Source organism: Sphingopyxis sp. EU05-FHT14B03, from assembly GCF_058790875.1.
Map to the genome: position 1 here is coordinate 146,414 of NZ_JBYTDC010000004.1, position 16,609 is coordinate 163,022.

The following is a 16,609-nucleotide window of genomic DNA, read 5'->3' on the forward strand; positions in this document are numbered from 1 at the left end:
CGCCCCCGCGTGTCGCCTCGCCCTTTCCGGCACATCAATATTTCCGGCAAGACCGATGGGGATAATTGGAGCGCATCGTGCGGCGAACCGAAGCAAACGGCGCCGCACCAGCGCCATTTCATGCGCGCGTCGATCGAAGCGCCGCGACAAATGCTTTGTGCGCCCGCCGATGATTTGCCATTGGCGTGACGATGCGCGACCCAACCACCTTCGCCGAAACCGCCGCCGAAGCCTGGGCGCCCGTCAGCGGCTGGCGCGCCAAAGCGCGCGGGGCGGCGCGCGCGGCGCGGATCCGGTTGGAGGCGCTGCGGCAAGGGCCGGCGAGCGCCCCCTTCGTGCGCTGCCTCTACGCCCATGCGGTGTTTTCCGACACAGTGCCGACCTTTCGTGCCTTCCTGCGCGCCGCGAAGCAGGAGGGCGAGTTCGTCGATACTGCAACGCTGCGCACGATCATCGCCGACGGCAAGCCATCCGACGGCCGCTTCTTCCACCTCAGCTTCGACGACGGCTTCGCCAGCGTCTATGAGGACGGCGGGCCGGTGATGGAGGACGAGCGCGTCCCCTATACCATGTTCGTCGCGACCGACCTGATCGACGCCGACCCCGACACGCTGAACCGCTATTTCGCGCATATGCCCGCCTATCGCGCGCGCGTCCGCACCCTCGACTGGCCGCAGGCGAAAACCGCGGCCGAGGGGATCGGCGAGATCGGCTGCCACACCCGCACCCATGCACGGCTGTCGAAGATATCGGGCGACGGCGCCAGGCTCGCCGACGAAATCGCCGGCGCCAGGGCGATTATCGAAGGCCATGTCGGCCAGCCATGCGACAGCTTCGCCTGGCCCTATGGCACCGCGACCGACATCGACGACGCCGGACGCAAAGCGATCGCCGACGCAGGCTTCACCAGCAATTTCAGCGCGGTGCGCGGCGCCGTCCGGCCCGGCGCGACCGACGTCATGAACATCCCGCGCCACCAGCTCGAATTCCACTGGCCGCTCCACGAACTGATGGTCTGGGCGCGGGGGTTTCGCGAGGCATGACCCTGCGCGTCGCTTTGATGACCAGCGGCCCGATCGGCGGCTCGGGTGTGGTGCTCGACCGGCTCACCCGCGTGCCCGAGATCGAACTCGCCTGCCTGATCGTGTCCGAAACCGTCGTCGCCAAACGCAGCCGCAAGAAGATGCTGCAAAAGATGTGGAAGATCGGCCTGCTCGGCGCGCTCAACGGCATCCGCATCCGCAAATGGTTCGGCCATGACATGCGCACCGACGCGCGCGAGGTCGCGAAGGCGCACGGTATTCCGATCGTCAACGTGCCGCGGGTCAATTGCGACGAGACGGTCGCGGCGCTGAAGCAATATGCCCCCGACGTCGGCCTGTCGGTCGGCAACAGTTATATCGCCTCGCGAGTCTTCACCGTGCCGCATCAGGGCTTCGTCAATTTCCACGGCGAACTGCTCCCCGAATATCCGGGCGCGCAGAGCGTGATCTGGCCGATCTATTTCGGGCGGACCCAGACCGGCTATACGATCCACCGCATCGACAAGGGCATCGACACCGGCGAGATCCTTTACAAACGCGCGGTCGACATCGACTTCCAGCCGAAACTCGCCGACACGATCCGCCGCACCAACGACAAGGTGCGCGAGCAATTGCCCGAGGCCTTTGCCGCGCTGCTCGCCGACTGGGACGCCCACGCCGCGGCGGCGACGGCGCAAAAGGCCGATCGGCACTTCACCACCCCGACCTTCGGCCAATATCTGCGTATCGAACGCAACAACAAGCGGCTGTGGCGCGAAAGCCAGCAAGGCTGACCACCAGATTTTGTGCGCTGCACAATTATTTTTCGCGCCGGTCTTATAATCTTCATCTTTGGCTCCCAGATAGCGGCCCGGCCGATGCGACGACGCGGCGCCGCGACAGCGATAGGAGCTGCCGCACGCACGCTCCGAACAAATGGCCGATATTCCTACTCGGTGGGAAATCACCCGGACCCAGGCGTTCATCGCCGCGCCAGTGCGACGAAAAAGCCTCGGAAATTCGGGAAAGAGTAAAATTGGCACGCCCGTTGCTTAGCTATGGGCATGAACGCGGGGCGGCCCCCGCGGCCCCAGGAAAGACGAAAAAATGGAAACCGAAACCAACCTCTTCCGCCGCCGCGACACGATGTTCGGGATCTGCGAGGCCCTCGGCCAGGATTTCGGGATCAACCCGACGTGGTTCCGGGTCGCCTTCATCGCCCCGCTCTTCTTCTTCCCGGTTCAGACCTTCGCCGTCTATTTCGGCCTCGGCCTGATCGTCCTCGCCTCGCGCCTGATCTTCCCAGCGAAGAAGGCCGCTGCCAACGCACAGCCGGCGCTCACCGCGGTCGCGAAGCACGAACACGCCGAGGAAGACGGCAAGGAATTCGCCCTCGCGGCTTGACCGGCGCCCGGGCGGGCCCTCCCTCTCCCCCGCGCCCGCCCGCGCACCGATCCGCACCGCCCCCAAAACGGGCCGGTGCAGCACCAGGGACCGGCAAGCATCCCCCGCTTGCCGGTCTCTTGTGTCTCTGACTGACACAAGGATTCGTCGATTGGCGCGCCGCCTATAAACGTGGTGTTTACGACGTTGCTCTATGGCTGGTGGTTGAAGTTCGGCAGCCGATGCTGCCCGAAGCCAAGGATGAAGCGTTGAGCCAATCGCCCCAGTTCCAGCCGCAGACGCGCAGCGTCGCCGAAATGCTCGATACGCTGGTCGCCAGCGACGGCACCGGCGCGCACCGCCACGTCCGCAGCGGCGGACTGTCGAACGGCCCCGACGCGATGCGCAACCTCGCCGACGCCGTGCATTTCCTGTGCCTGCTCCATGGCCGCCATCCGGGCGTGATCGACAGCGCGGCGCGCAAGGCGGTCGACCCCGTTTCACGCGTGTGGATGGACGAGGCCGCCGAAGCCTTTGTCGAGGAACGCGCCTTCCTGTCGAAAATCGCCGCCGCGGTCGGCCCGGTACCGAGCACCCAGGGGCAGGACCAGTGCGAAGCGGCCGTCGCGGCGCAGCGCAAGGCGCTCGACATGCTCGCCGAATCGGACCGCCACGGCTGCGCCGTCGGCGCGGCGATCGCACTGACGCTCGACTGGCGCACGATCCGCGTCCTGCTCGACATCAGCGCCCAGCGGCTCGACATGGCGCCGCCGCGCTGCACCCTGCCCGACCTGCGCGATACCGCGCGGCTCGCCGGCGCGGTCGCCGACACCCCCGCCGCCGAACGCGCCATGCTGTTCGGCGCGCAGCAGCTGGTCGCCCAGCACAGCGGCCTGTGGGACCTGCTCGAAGCCCGCGCCGCGAGCCGCGCGATTAGCTGACGCTTCGTCAGGCGCGCTTGCGCGCTCCCGACACCCTCGCTATGCCCCTTGACGTTCACGTTAAGGGAAAGGCTCTCCGGCCATGCGTTTCGAAGGTACCAGCGCTTATATCGCCACCGACGACCTCAAGGTCGCGGTCAACGCCGCGACGTTGCTGCGCCGCCCGCTGCTCGTGAAGGGCGAACCCGGTACGGGTAAGACCGTGCTGGCCGAGGAAATCGCGAAAGCGTTCGACGCGCCGCTGATCACCTGGAATATCAAATCGACCACCAAGGCGCAGCAGGGCCTGTATGAATATGACGCGGTTGCACGGCTGCGCGACGGCCAGCTCGGCGAAGAGCGCGTCCACGACATCCGCAACTATATCCGCAAGGGCAAATTGTGGGAGGCGTTCACCGCCCCGAAGCTGCCCGTGCTGCTGATCGACGAGATCGACAAGGCCGACATCGAATTCCCGAACGACCTGCTTCAGGAACTCGATCGCATGGCGTTCCACGTCTATGAGACCGACGAGACGATCGTCGCGAAGGAACGCCCGATCGTCGTCATCACCTCGAACAATGAAAAGGAACTGCCCGACGCCTTCCTGCGCCGCTGTTTCTTCCATTATATCAAATTCCCCGACCGCGACACGATGGCATCGATCGTCGAGGTTCACTTCCCGGGCATTCAGAAGACGCTCGTCAGCCGCGCGATGGACATCTTCTACGAAGTCCGCGACGTCCCCGGCCTCAAGAAAAAGCCCTCGACCAGCGAACTGATCGATTGGCTGAAATTGCTCCTCAACGAGGACATGCCGATCGAAGTCCTCCAGAACCGTGACGTCGGCAAGGCGATCCCGCCGCTCCACGGCGCGCTGCTCAAGAATGAGCAGGACGTGATGCTGTTCGAAAAGCTCGCCTTCATGGCGCGCCGTCAGGGCAGCTGATTAAAATCCTCCCTGTCGCGCAGCGATGGGGAGGGGGACCGCTCGCGAAGCGAGTGGTGGAGGGGCCGCGACGGTAGTTCCATCGCCCCTCCGTCAGCGCTTCGCGCTGCCACCTCCCCACCGCTTCGCGGCAGGGAGGATAATCTCAAAGCTGGTACGCCACCTCGACGTCGCCCCAGCGGCGCCCGTTGATCACCACCGGCATGTAAACGTTGCGCACCGTAACATAGTTGGTGCCGTCGCCTTCCTGGCGATAGACCGCCATGAAATAGGGCGCCTGGCTCTTTTTCGCCGCCTTGTCGGTGTCGTCGAACAGGATGCGGCCGTTGCGGCAGTGCGCGGTGTCATGGACGACGTCGCCGGTCGGCGCGCGCGAGCAGTCGGTGATGTGGGTCGGCAGGAATCCGTTCATGTCGCCCGCCGAGGACATCTTCACCTCGGGATGGTTGCCGACGATATGGTCGAACAGCGGCCGCCAATTGGTGTCGGCCCAATCGCACAGGCTGGTGCGGAACCGTTCGGGGTTCGACCCCGGCACGCGGACATAATTCTGGTCGAACAATTGCTCCATCGACAGCTCGCCCTTGGCGACCGCCAGCTCGGCGATGGCGACGAACTGGTCGCGTACCCGCGCGGCAAGGTCGACCACGGCCGAATCGCGCGGGCTTACCCCGGCCGAAATCACCGCGTTGAACATGCGGTTCGACACATTTTCCATCTTCAGGATCGAATCGCGGGTCCCGCCCAAAGTGGCACTATTGTCGCGCACCGAGGTGACGACGCGGTCGACCGCATCGCGGACCTTGGCGCCATTCGCATGGACCATCGCGCTCGACTGCGCGATGCGGTCGCTCTGGTCGTCGAGCAGCGCCACAAGATGCGTCGCATCGTGCAGCGCGTCGGTGATCGTCTCGAACTGCGCCTCGGCACGGCTCGACTGTTCGACCCCCGACTGGATTTCGGTGACCAGCCCGCCCGCCTCGGCGGCGAGGCTGCCGATGCTGCGGCGGATTTCGTCGGTCGCGCTGCGCGTATTCTGCGCCAGCTTCTTCACTTCGGCGGCGACCACGGCGAAGGTCCGCCCGGCGTCGCCGGCGCGCTCGGCCTCGATCGCGGCGTTGAGCGCCAGCATGTTGGTGGTCTTGGCGATCTGTTCGATCGACTGGCTGACCTGCTGCACCTGCGCCATCACCGCGGCGAAATTGGTGACGTGGGTGCCGAGGCGCGCAACGAGGTCGATGACCGACCGGAATTCGGTGACCGCGGTGTTGACGCGCTCGGCGCCGGTATCGAGTTGTTCGCAGGCGCGCGCCGACAGCAATTTCGCCTCGTCGGTCGAATCGGCGATCTGGCGCTGGTCGGCCTCGAGGCTGACGACGAACTCCTCGAGCCGCCCGAGTTCGACGATCTGGCGATCCATCTGGTCGGTCGAGCGCTTGATCCGCCCCGCCGCCTCGCTGCACCCGACGGCAAGCTCGCCGCAGTCGCCCGCGACCGACTGGTCGAGGATCGGAGCCGCCGGATTTATGGACTCGAATTTCATTGCGCCACCCACCTTTGGATTAATCCGCAGGTGATGACCGATAATGGTTAACGCGGGGTCAATGGGAAGCGAGCGTCAAAAGTCGGCTTTGGGGTGGGCAGCGGACGTTAAATTATGCAAGAAGGCGGGTGGCTATCAACTGCTCGATCATTCGCAAATCGGTTTCGACGCCGGGCGAATTGTATTGATCCTCGTTGCGACTAGCCCACGCTTCAATGACACGAACGCCGCTAGGAGAGCCGTCGAGCCGCACGCCATATATGCAGTGGCCGGTCCATGATCGATGGAAATAGAGCCAGCCCTCCTCGAAAAAAATGAACCATTTATCGTCCATGTCCTCCGGAATGTGACCACGCTTTATCCGCTCGGCCTCAACATCTGAGAACAATAGTCCGAGCTCCAATGACTCCCGCTCCGCCGGTGGCGGCAGGGTCTTCCACGATGTGCGAGTGGCGATATCCATGTTCTCACATAAAGCCATGAGGTGAACGTCCGCAACCGGTCGTCAGCAGCCGTTTGCGCCAACCCGATCAAAAGCCGCTTTCCTAATAAATCCCGCCATGATCTACCCTGTTGGATGACCCGGCCTCGCAACCCGACTCCCATTTCCCGAACCTCCCGACACCCCCGCCTTAGCGCGACAAAGGAGACATTCCGGACGCGCACGACCGTATCCTTTGTCGCCCTAAGGCCACAAAGACCTCACTTGCGGCGTGTTCATGCGGGGCTTTTGTGGCTTTATGCGAGCGGTCAATCCGCCGCGCCGACGCCATTCGCGAATGAAGTTGCGCAGTTTTCCGCCATTTCCCTTTCCCTCGCCCGTGCACCTTCCGTTTACGTAAAGCGGTTGCGCCCGCCCCCGCGACACGATAGGCCATAGCCATGCTGTTCGGCTTCCTCGAAGAACTCCGCACCGCGGGCATTCCCGTGAGCATGAAGGAGCATCTGCTCCTGCTGGAGGCGCTCGACCGCGAGGCGATCGACCGCAGCCCCGAGCAATTCTATTACCTCAGCCGCGCGATCTATGTGAAGGACGAGGGGCTGCTCGACCGCTTCGACCAGGTGTTCAACAAGGTCTTCAAGGGCCTGCTCACCGATTACGGCCAGAACCCCGTCGACGTCCCCGCCGACTGGCTGAAGGCGGTCGCCGAGAAGTTCCTGACCCCCGAGGAAATGGCGGCGATCGAGTCGCTCGGCGACTGGGACAAGATCATGGAGACGCTGAAGGAGCGGCTCGAGGAGCAGCAAAAGCGCCACGAAGGTGGCAGCAAGTGGATCGGCACCGGCGGCACCTCGCCCTTCGGCAATTCGGGCTATAACCCCGAGGGCGTGCGCATCGGCGGCGAAAGCAAGCATAAGCGCGCGCTGAAGGTCTGGGAAAAACGCGAGTTCGCCAATCTCGACAACACCAAGGAACTCGGCACCCGCAACATCAAGATCGCGCTCCGCCGCCTGCGCAAATTCGCGCGCGAGGGCGCCGCCGACGAACTCGATATTCCCGGCACGATCGACGGCACCGCGCGCCAGGGCTGGCTCGACATCCAGATGCGCCCCGAACGGCGCAATGCGGTCAAGCTGCTGCTGTTCCTCGACGTCGGCGGCTCGATGGATCCGTTCATCAAGCTGTGCGAGGAATTGTTCAGCGCCGCGACGACCGAATTCAAGAATCTCGAATTCTTCTACTTCCACAATTGCCCCTATGAAGGCGTGTGGAAGGACAATAAGCGCCGCTGGTCCGAACGCCACCAGATGTGGGACATTCTCCACAAATATGGACATGATTACAAAGTGATATTCGTCGGCGACGCGTCGATGAGCGCTTATGAAATCACCCATCCGGGCGGCAGCGTCGAACATTTCAACGAGGAATCGGGCGCGGTCTGGCTCCAGCGGATCACCCATGTCTATCCCGCTGCGGTGTGGCTGAACCCGGTGCCCGAACAGCATTGGGGCTACACCCAGTCGGTCAAGCTGATCAAACAGCTGATGAACGACCGCATGTATGGGCTGACCCTCGAAGGCCTCGACAAGGCGACGCGCGAACTGACGCGAAAGCATTGACGGCGGCGGCCAAAATTGGCCGTGACGATTTCTTCCGAACCTCCTAATCCCGTTCGTGTCGAGCGAAGTCGAGACACCCCGATGCCGTGCGCTACCGACGGGTGTCCCCACTTCGCTCGACACGAACGGTTTTTTCCTGCCCCGCTGCGCTAGGCCCCCATGTTCGACCTCCCCCTGCTCACCATCCTCTTGCTCACCGGCTTCATCAATCTGATCGGCGCGCTCGCCTATGCCGCGCGCATCGCCGGCGTCCGCACCCGGCGCATCGCGATGTCCTTCGCGCTGTTCAACATCCTCGTGCTCTTTTCGCGCACCTCGAACAGCTTCCTCGGCCCCTTCCTCGCCAAGCGGATCGAGACGCGCATCCACGACGGCAGCGGCGCCTCGCTGTTCATCGACATGCAGTTCGTCCTCGCCGCGGCGAGCGTCGCGACGCTGGTCGGCATCCTGCTCGTCCCCACCGGCCAGCGCATGTTCGCCGCCGCGATCGGCTGGTACCAGACCAACCGCTCGACGACGAAACTGGCGCTGAAGGCTCTGAGCCCGAGCGGGTTGCGCACCCTGCGCCAGTCGCTCCGTTTCCCCAGCCTCGCGCACCTCAAAAGCTGGAAGATGCCGAAGGGGATCGGCTGGGGCGTGCTGATCGCCAATTGCCTCGCGCAATCTCTGTTGGCTGTCGGCGTCGTCGCCTCGCTCTACGCCGGCTATCTCGCCCCCGAATTTCGCGTCACCGCGTCGCAGCTGTCAGCGCTGATCAACGGCTTCGCGACGATATTGCTCTTCGCCTTCATCGATCCGCAGCTCTCGGTCATGACCGACGACGCGGTCGAGGGCCATGTCGCCGAGGCCGACTTCCGCCGCGCGATCATGCTCATTTCGCTCAGCCGCCTTGCCGGCACTATTCTCGCCCAGGCGCTGCTCCTCCCCGCCGCCTTGTTGATCGCGTACGTCGCCGTGCATGTCTGAAATGCGGCGCAGCCAGTCGCGTTTCCACGCCGTCCGTTTGCGGCTCGAGGCGATGGCGGTCGAACCCGGGCCGCGCGGCTGGTTCCTCGAATTTCTCGTCTTCGGCTTCAAACAGGGCTGGGCGTGCCTGTTCGGCGGGCTGATGCTCGCTCTGCTGCTCGGCACCCATCTCTTCTGGCCCGACAATGCGGCGATCCACCGCTACGACGCGATCACCATCGGCGCGGTGCTGATCCAGATTGGCATGCTCGCGTTCCGGCTCGAAACACCGCGCGAAGCCGTCGTCATCCTGATCTTCCACATCGTCGGCACGGTGATGGAATTGTTCAAGACCGCCGCCGGTTCGTGGCAATATCCCGAGGCCAGCCTGCTCCACATCGGCGCCGTCCCGCTCTTCTCGGGCTTCATGTATGCCGCGGTGGGCAGCTTCATCGCCCGCGTCTGGCGCATCTTCGACTTCCGCTTCACTGGCTATCCACCAGCCTGGGCGACCTATGCGCTGGCCGCCGCGATCTATATCAATTTCTTCGCGCATCACTGGCTGCCCGACATCCGCTGGCTGCTCTTCGCGGCGACCGCCTTACTCTTCTGGCGCTGTCAGGTGTGGTTCCGCCCGCTGCACATCCACCGCCGCATGCCGCTGCTCGTCGGCTGGGGCCTCGTCGCGCTGTTCATCTGGTTCGCCGAGAATATCGGCACCTTTGCGCGGGCGTGGACCTATCCGAGCCAGGACGACGGCTGGCACATGGTCGGCGTCGAGAAACTCGGAAGCTGGTATCTGCTGATGATCATCTCGTTCGTCCTGGTCAGCTTGGTGCAACGACCGAAGGCGCCGGATACCGCTGGATAACCGTCGCCCCCGCGAAGGCGGGGGCCGTTGTCGGTCTTGCTCGGCATCGACGCGTAAACCGCTGGCGGCCCCCGCCTTCGCGGGGGCGACGGGTTAATCGAACGGCTTATCAATCGACGGCGGCGGCTCGCTGAACCATTGCGGCCCGCTCTCGGTCATGTAGAAGCAATCCTCGAGCCGGATCCCGAACTCGCCGGGAATGTAGATTCCCGGTTCGTTCGAGAAACACATGCCCGGCGCCAACGGCGTCGTTTCGCCATGCACCAGATTGACCGGCTCATGCCCGTCGAGCCCGATGCCGTGGCCGGTGCGATGCGAGGTTCCAGGGAGCTTGTATCCCGGCCCCCAGCCCAGTCCCTGATAATAAGCGCGCACCGCGTCATCGACCTGCCCCGCTGGCGTGCCCAGCTTCGCCGCGGCGAAGGCGACATCCTGCCCCTTGCGCATCTGGTCCCACACCTGCCGCTGGCGGGGGCTTGCCTTGCCATGGACGAAGGTCCGCGAGATGTCGGACTGATAGCCGTGCACCGTCGCGCCGCAATCCATCAGCACGACCTCGCCGTCCTTCACCGCCTGCGGCTTGCCGGACCCATGCGGATAGGCGCTCGCCTCACCAAGCAGGATCAGCTCGAACTCGCTCTGCCCGCCCAGCGCCTGCGTCGCGGCCTTCATGAGTCCGCCGATATCGGCCGGGGTCATCCCCACCTCGACCCGCGGCGCGGTGTGGCGATAAGCAGCGAGCGTGATGTCAGCGGCGACCTGCATCAGCGCGATCTCAGCCGCCGATTTGTGCATCCGGCACCCGCGCACCACGGGGGCACCGTTGACCACCGTCGCATCCGGCATCGCCTTTTTGAGTCCATCGACCGCAAAATAGCGCACCGTTTCCTCGACCCCGATCTGTCCCTTGGCCAGCCCGCGCTTGCCAAGCCAGGCAGCAACCGCGGCGAGCGGGTTCTCATCCTCGTTCCACGTCAGCACTTCGGCCTCGATGCCCAGGCTCTCCCGCACCGACGGTTCCTCAAAGAACGGCGTGACGATGGCCACCTCGCCTTCGCGCGTCAGCACCGCGGCGGTCAGCCGCTCACTCCGCCACCATTGGACCCCGGTGAAATAGATCAGGCTCGATCCCGGCTCGATCAGCAGCGCGCCGATATCGTTCGCCGCCATCAGTTCCTTCGCCTTGGCGATGCGCGCCATGCGCTCTGTCCTGCCGATCGGCACCGCCTTGGCGCCAAGATTGGGGAGGCCTGCCGTCTCGGCCGCAAACACCGACGTCGGCATGGCCGCCGTCACCAGCCCGGTCAGCGCCGCAGTCCCCAGAAAGTGCCGCCGGTGCATCGTCATCCCCTCATTGATAGATCAGCAGATCCGCGATTCCCTCGCGCCACGCCGCCTCGTCGGGTCCGGCCAGCGCGTCGAGATCGCCCGCCTCCGCCCCGGCATCGTCGACCCACGCGCGCAAGCCGCTGCCGCCGTTGATCACGTCGATCGCGAGCACATCGTCGGTATATTCATATTTGAAGTCGGTGCCGCGCCAGATCGGATAGTCGGGGTACAGCGACCGGATCGCCTTGAACCCCAGCGCCTGCACGCGCCAGGGCCGGAACGCCGCATGGTCGTACCAGGCACCCTCGGCATGGATGAACACGCCGCTATTGAGCGTTCCCTTATGCTTGTGGAAGGTCGGCTCGAACCAGATGTCGCGCAGCCTGCAGCCTGCGAGCCATTCGGGCGCGATCCTCTGCATCTCGGCGATCACCGCCTTAGCGTCGATATCGGGCGCGCCGAACAGTTCGAGCGGGCGCGTCGTGCCCCTGCCCTCGCTGAGCGTCGCACCCTCGACCATCACCGTCCCCGCATAGGCGCGCGCCATGTTGAGGTTCGCGGCATTGGGGCTGGGGTTGATCCAGACGCGATCGGTGGGCCAGCCGAAGCCCGGTCCATCGGGCTGCCACCCCTCCATCTCGATCACGCGATAATCGACGTCGAGGTTGAAGTGCCGGATGAACCAGCGCCCCATCTCGCCCATCGTCAACCCGTGGCGCATCACCATCGGCCCTGCGCCGACGAAGCTCTCCCAGCCCGGCTGCAGCAACGTCCCCTCGACCGGACGCCCCGCCGGGTTCGGCCGGTCGAGCACCCACACGGCTTTGCCATGCTCCGCCGCGGCTTCGAGGATGTAGAGCAGGGTCGTCACATAGGTGTAGATGCGGCACCCCAGATCCTGCAAGTCGACCAGCATCACGTCGAACGTGTGCATCGACTGCCCCGACGGGCGGCGTACTTCGCCATAGAGGCTGAACACCGGCATGCCGTAAGTCGGGTCGGTGAAGTCGGGTGACTCCATCATATTGTCCTGCAGGTCGCCGCGCACGCCATGCTGCGGCCCGAATACCGCGGTGACGTTGATCCCGGCTGCGACCAAGGCATCGAGGCTGTGCGTCAGGTCGGCTGTGACCGACGCCGGATGCGCGAGCAGCGCGACGCGCTGGCCCTCGAGCGGTTTGCGAAGCGCAGGGTCGGCGAGCAGGCGGTCGATACCGAATTGGACAGTCATGCCGGATCGGGTGCCCCAAGCGTCAGCGCAAAGCAATCGGGATGATGGAAGTCGGGTTTGCCGGGGGCGTGAGCCAGCGCCCAATAGCTTTTGGTGCCGGTCTTCTCCTCGATCACCACCGACAGGCCGACCTGCCAGTCGGCATCGTCGAGGCCGGGCTGGCCCGAAAAGTCGAACAGCGCCTGAATTATGCCGCCGACGCGGTCGAAATCGGGGACCACATCGGCCTCGCGCATCCCGGCGCGATAATCGTCGAACCAATAGGACGCCCAAGCGGTCGAGGGCGACAGGTTGAATTCCAGATAGTCGCTGCGCCCCGCAGGCTTCACGAACGCCTCGCAGCAGGTCGTCTGCCACAGCCCGTCGGTGCGCCCGAGGGCGCGGCGCGGCGGCATGACGATCCTGTCCATCTCGCCGTCGATGATGAAGCGCAGGTAAAGCGATCCCGGCTGGTTGCGAACCGCATCGACCGAAAGGAACAGGTCGGCCGAGCAAGGCGTGTCGGGATGGCAAGTCAACAGCATGACCCATCCCTACGCCAATCGCACGAACGCGGGAATGACGGGTTTGAGGAATTTCGCGCCCATGCTAAGCGCCCGCCCGCTATGACCTACAAATCCGATCTTCTGCGCGTGCTCGACGAGCGCGGCTACATCCACCAGACCACCGATGCCGACGGTCTCGACGCCCTCGCCGCGCAGCAGATCATTCCCGCCTATATCGGCTTCGATGCGACAGCACCCTCGCTGCATGTCGGCAGCCTGGTGCAGATCATGATGCTGCGCCGGCTGCAGCAGACGGGGCACAAGCCGATCGTGCTGATGGGCGGCGGGACGACGCGGATCGGCGACCCGACCGGGCGCGACGAGAGCCGCAAGATGCTGTCGGACGAGACGATTGCCGCGAACATCGCGTCGATCTTCAGCATCTTCCAGCAATATCTGACCTTCGGCGACGGCCCGACCGACGCGGTGATGGTCGACAATCAGGACTGGCTCGGCCAGCTCGGCTATATCGAACTGCTGCAGGAAGTCGGCACCCACTTCACGATCAACCGCATGATGACCTTCGATTCGGTCAAGCTGCGGCTCGAGCGCGAACAGCCGATGACCTTCCTCGAATTTAACTACATGATCCTGCAAGGCTATGACTTCCGCCACCTGTCGAAGCAAATGGGCGTGCGGTTGCAGATGGGCGGCTCCGACCAGTGGGGCAATATCGTCAACGGCATGGAACTCGGCCGCCGCATGGACGGCGCCGACCTGTTCGGACTAACGACTCCGCTGCTGACCACCGCCGCAGGCACCAAGATGGGCAAAACCGCCGCCGGCGCGGTGTGGCTCAATCCCGCACAACTGTCCCATTTTGACTATTGGCAGTTCTGGCGCAACACCGACGACCGCGACGTCGGCAAGTTCCTGCGCCTGTTCACCGACCTGCCGATCGACGAGATCGCGCGCCTCGAAACGCTCGAGGGCGCCGCGATCAACGACGCGAAGAAAATCCTCGCCGATGCCGCGACCGCGCTGTGCCGCGGCGAAGAAGCCGCGCGGACCGCATCGGAAACCGCCGCGCAAACCTTTGAAAAGGGCCAGATCGGCGGCGACTTGCCACAGGTCGCGGCGCCCGCCGAGGGGATTCGCATCCTCGACGCGCTGCGCGAACTCGGCTTTGCGGCATCGAACAAGGAAGCGCGGCGCAAGGTCGACGAGGGCGCGGTGAAGGTGGGCGGTGTCGTGATCCGCGACGCGAACCATGTCATCCTGCCCGCCGCCGAGCCGGTCCCGGTGAGCCTCGGCGCCAAGAAGCACGGCCTCGTCACCGGCTAACACCTTGCCGCAGCGTTTACCTATTCTTAGCGAAATCTGTCCGATGCTCCCGGCCTGACCAGCAAAGGCATCGTCATGCGTAAGATCGACACCAACAAGGCCCATTATGTCGGCCTCGACCAGCGCCTCGCGGCGCGTAGCGACGTCTATTGCCGCCTGCCCTTCATCCTGCCCGACGGCGGCCAGGAAATGTGCACTTGCGTCAATATCAGCGCCGACGGCCTGTTGATGCGTTACGAGCGCGGGCTGGAGATCGGCGACATGATCGTGTTCCGCATGCCGATCATCGGCCGCATCGCCGCCAGCGTGATCTGGTCGCTCGGCGGCAAGACCGGGGTGCAGTTCGAAAAGATGATCGCGGTCGAGGATTATCTGCCGATGATCCGCGCGATGGGCGCCCGCGGCGACACCTAACCGCTGCGCAGCAGCGGCACCGCCGCATCGCGCTCGAACAGATAGAGACAAAGACGCACCGCCTCCCCGCGCGTCCCTTCGATGCCGCCGTCGTGTTCGATGAACAGGCGCGCATCGTCATGGGCGATCGGCAACAAGCGCACCAGTTGCTCGGGGCTGGCAACGCGATAATCGGCATCGCCCGACTGCTTGAGCCCGAGCAGTTCGCCGCCGCCGCGCAGTTCCAGATCCTTCTCGGCGATCACGAACCCGTCATTGGTGTCGCGCATCAGCGCCAGCCGCTCGCGCGCGGTTTCCGAAAGGGCCTGCGAGCGCAACAACAGGCATACCGATTTCGCGGTACCGCGCCCCACGCGGCCGCGCAGCTGATGCAGCTGGGCGAGGCCGAAATTCTCCGCATGCTCGATCACCATCAGGCTTGCCGCCGGCACGTCGACCCCGACTTCGATCACCGTGGTAGCGACGAGCACGCCGATCTCGCCCGCCTGGAAGCGCGCCATCACCGCATCCTTGTCGGGTCCCTTCATCCGGCCATGCACCAGCCCGACCCGATCGGCGCCGAGCCGCAGGCGCAGCAGTTCCGCGCGTTCCTCCGCCGCCGCGAGTTCGCTGGTCTCGCTCTCGGCGACCAGCGGGCACACCCAATAGGCCTGCGCGCCGCCCGCCAGATGCCGTTCCAGGGCGCTGACCACTTCGTCGAGTCGATCGATCGAGACGACGCGCGTGTCGACCGGGGTGCGACCCGGTGGCATTTCGTCGATCCGCGACACGTCCATCTCGCCATGGTTGGCGAGCAGCAGCGTGCGCGGGATCGGGGTCGCGGTCATCACCAACAGGTGCGGGGGACGCGCCGCCTTCCCCGTGAGCATCAGCCGCTGCGCGACGCCGAAACGATGCTGTTCGTCGACCACGACGAGCGCGAGGTCGCGATAGGTCACCGCCTCCTGGAAAATCGCGTGGGTGCCGACAAGGATGTCGATGCTGCCGTCGGCGAGGCCCATCAGCGTCGATTCGCGCACCCGCCCCTTGTCGCGCCCGGTCAGGATCGCGATGGTGACCGGCAGACCCGCGAGCATCGCCTGCAAGGTCGCATAATGCTGGCGCGCCAAGATCTCGGTCGGCGCAAGCAGCGCCGCCTGCGTTCCCGCCTCGACCGCCGCCAGCATCGCGCGCAGCGCGACGAGCGTCTTGCCCGACCCGACATCGCCCTGCAGCATCCGCAGCATCGGGGTGTCGCGGCCCATGTCGGCGGCGATCTCGCGCCCCACCCGCTCCTGTGCGCCGGTCAGCCCGAACGGCAGGCGCAGCGCGCCGGTGAGCCGCGCATCGCCGACGATCGCGCGCCCCTTGCGGTTACGCAGCCCCTGCCGGATCAGCATCAGCGCAACCTGGCTCGCGAAAATCTCGTCATAGGCGAGCCGGTCATGCGCCGCCGCGTCGTGCGGGCTGGCATGCGCGCGGGTCAGCGCCTCGTTCCACGCCGGCCATTCACGCAGCGCCAGCAGCGGTCCGTCGATCCACTCGGTCAGCTCGGGCCGCCGTTCGAGCGCGATCTCGACCAGTTGGGTCAGCCGCGCATTGGTGAGGCCCTCGGTCAGCGGATAGACCGACTCGCTGGTAGCGATCGCTTCCGCGCTGTCCATCTCGGCAACATGGTCGGGATGGACGATCTGGCGCATGTCGCCATAGCTGTCGAGCCGACCCGAGACCCGTCTTACCTCGCCGAGCGGGAAGAGCTTTTTGGCGAGCCCCGCAGTGCGCCCGAAATAGACGAGCCGGACATGGTCGCCCGCGCTGTCGAACGCCTCGACCCCGAACGGCGCGCGGGGACTGCGGCCCGAGCGATACTCCTGCGCGGTCAGCGTGACGATGATCTGCTGCCCGACCTGCGCATCGTCGAGCCGATCGATCGGGTAGCGTTGCACCAGTCCAGTAGGCAGGTGGAACAGCACGTCGACGACGCGCTCCAGCCCCAGCCGCGTCAGCGGCTTGGCAAGCTGCGGTCCGACGCCCTTGAGGTCGGTCAGCGCGGCAAAGAGCGGATTGAGTATCTCGGGTCGCATGGCTACTGCGTCCCATCTATCGCTTGCTTGCCCCGTGCGCCACTCCCGG

General features: G+C 65.0%; 16 protein-coding genes. 10 read left to right on the plus strand and 6 right to left on the minus strand.

Translation table 11 applies throughout. The annotated features are described in order from the left end of the window. Positions 1-191: 191 nt before the first annotated feature. The 5 genes from AC3WS4_RS22135 (at position 192) to AC3WS4_RS22155 (ending at position 4,274) form a co-directional block, all read left to right on the plus strand. A complete protein-coding gene (locus tag AC3WS4_RS22135; protein ID WP_492740432.1) occupies positions 192-1,043 on the plus strand; it encodes a polysaccharide deacetylase family protein in 852 nt (283 codons plus the stop codon). Then, positions 1,040-1,816 carry a formyl transferase gene (locus AC3WS4_RS22140; protein ID WP_492740433.1) on the plus strand — a complete coding sequence of 259 codons (777 nt, stop codon included), beginning with the start codon at positions 1,040-1,042 and terminating at the stop codon, positions 1,814-1,816. Before AC3WS4_RS22135 ends, AC3WS4_RS22140 begins: the two co-directional genes overlap by 4 nt. A gap of 313 nt (positions 1,817-2,129) precedes the next feature. Next, positions 2,130-2,426 (plus strand): PspC domain-containing protein, encoded by a 297-nt coding sequence (locus tag AC3WS4_RS22145; RefSeq protein WP_492740434.1) that lies wholly within the window; start codon positions 2,130-2,132, stop codon positions 2,424-2,426. A 248-nt stretch (positions 2,427-2,674) separates the two neighbouring features. Next, entirely contained in the window at positions 2,675-3,346 is a 672-nt protein-coding gene (locus AC3WS4_RS22150) for a DUF6975 family protein (protein ID WP_082545007.1), read from the plus strand. 82 nt (positions 3,347-3,428) lie between these two features. Further along, a complete protein-coding gene (locus AC3WS4_RS22155; protein ID WP_056346491.1) occupies positions 3,429-4,274 on the plus strand; it encodes an AAA family ATPase in 846 nt (281 codons plus the stop codon). Between the two features lie 145 nt (positions 4,275-4,419). Here the strand turns inward: AC3WS4_RS22155 and AC3WS4_RS22160 are convergent, their stop codons facing one another. Beyond that, complete coding sequence (locus AC3WS4_RS22160; RefSeq protein ID WP_056346490.1) at positions 4,420-5,817, minus strand: methyl-accepting chemotaxis protein; 1,398 nt, start codon at positions 5,815-5,817, stop codon at positions 4,420-4,422. A gap of 112 nt (positions 5,818-5,929) precedes the next feature. After that, on the minus strand, positions 5,930-6,280 hold the full coding sequence (locus tag AC3WS4_RS22165) for a hypothetical protein (RefSeq protein WP_492740435.1): 351 nt from the start codon (positions 6,278-6,280) through the stop codon (positions 5,930-5,932). A gap of 419 nt (positions 6,281-6,699) precedes the next feature. Here AC3WS4_RS22165 and AC3WS4_RS22170 point away from each other — a divergent pair, with 419 nt between their 5' ends. The 3 genes from AC3WS4_RS22170 (at position 6,700) to AC3WS4_RS22180 (ending at position 9,694) form a co-directional block, all read left to right on the plus strand. Next, positions 6,700-7,878 carry a vWA domain-containing protein gene (locus AC3WS4_RS22170; protein ID WP_056346489.1) on the plus strand — a complete coding sequence of 393 codons (1,179 nt, stop codon included), beginning with the start codon at positions 6,700-6,702 and terminating at the stop codon, positions 7,876-7,878. A 159-nt stretch (positions 7,879-8,037) separates the two neighbouring features. Next, on the plus strand, positions 8,038-8,844 hold the full coding sequence (locus AC3WS4_RS22175) for a lipid II flippase Amj family protein (RefSeq protein ID WP_492740436.1): 807 nt from the start codon (positions 8,038-8,040) through the stop codon (positions 8,842-8,844). Next, on the plus strand, positions 8,837-9,694 hold the full coding sequence (locus AC3WS4_RS22180; RefSeq protein WP_492740437.1) for a DUF817 domain-containing protein: 858 nt from the start codon (positions 8,837-8,839) through the stop codon (positions 9,692-9,694). Before AC3WS4_RS22175 ends, AC3WS4_RS22180 begins: the two co-directional genes overlap by 8 nt. Before the next feature lie 93 nt (positions 9,695-9,787). Here the strand turns inward: AC3WS4_RS22180 and AC3WS4_RS22185 are convergent, their stop codons facing one another. Genes AC3WS4_RS22185 through AC3WS4_RS22195 form a run of 3 tightly spaced genes read right to left on the minus strand, consistent with a single transcriptional unit; the run spans position 9,788 to position 12,778 of the window. Beyond that, a complete protein-coding gene (locus tag AC3WS4_RS22185) occupies positions 9,788-11,035 on the minus strand; it encodes a M24 family metallopeptidase (protein WP_492740438.1) in 1,248 nt (415 codons plus the stop codon). Between the two features lie 10 nt (positions 11,036-11,045). Then, on the minus strand, positions 11,046-12,254 hold the full coding sequence (locus tag AC3WS4_RS22190) for an exo-beta-N-acetylmuramidase NamZ family protein (protein ID WP_492740439.1): 1,209 nt from the start codon (positions 12,252-12,254) through the stop codon (positions 11,046-11,048). Continuing rightward, a complete protein-coding gene (locus AC3WS4_RS22195) occupies positions 12,251-12,778 on the minus strand; it encodes a DOMON-like domain-containing protein (protein ID WP_235535625.1) in 528 nt (175 codons plus the stop codon). The genes AC3WS4_RS22190 and AC3WS4_RS22195 overlap by 4 nt, the downstream gene beginning before the upstream one ends. 81 nt (positions 12,779-12,859) lie before the next feature. Here AC3WS4_RS22195 and tyrS point away from each other — a divergent pair, with 81 nt between their 5' ends. Both tyrS and AC3WS4_RS22205 read left to right on the plus strand, forming a co-directional pair. Continuing rightward, positions 12,860-14,083: a tyrosine--tRNA ligase gene (tyrS, locus tag AC3WS4_RS22200; RefSeq protein ID WP_492740440.1), complete on the plus strand. Its 1,224-nt coding sequence runs from the start codon at positions 12,860-12,862 to the stop codon at positions 14,081-14,083. A gap of 75 nt (positions 14,084-14,158) precedes the next feature. Further along, the gene (locus AC3WS4_RS22205; protein ID WP_492740441.1) at positions 14,159-14,497 is read left to right on the plus strand and encodes a PilZ domain-containing protein; all 339 of its coding nucleotides are present in this window, start codon (positions 14,159-14,161) and stop codon (positions 14,495-14,497) included. On the opposite strand, the gene recG is transcribed toward AC3WS4_RS22205, so the two are convergent. Continuing rightward, on the minus strand, positions 14,494-16,560 hold the full coding sequence (recG, locus tag AC3WS4_RS22210; RefSeq protein ID WP_492740442.1) for an ATP-dependent DNA helicase RecG: 2,067 nt from the start codon (positions 16,558-16,560) through the stop codon (positions 14,494-14,496). The two genes, AC3WS4_RS22205 and recG, sit on opposite strands and share 4 nt — an antisense overlap. Positions 16,561-16,609 lie beyond the last annotated feature (49 nt).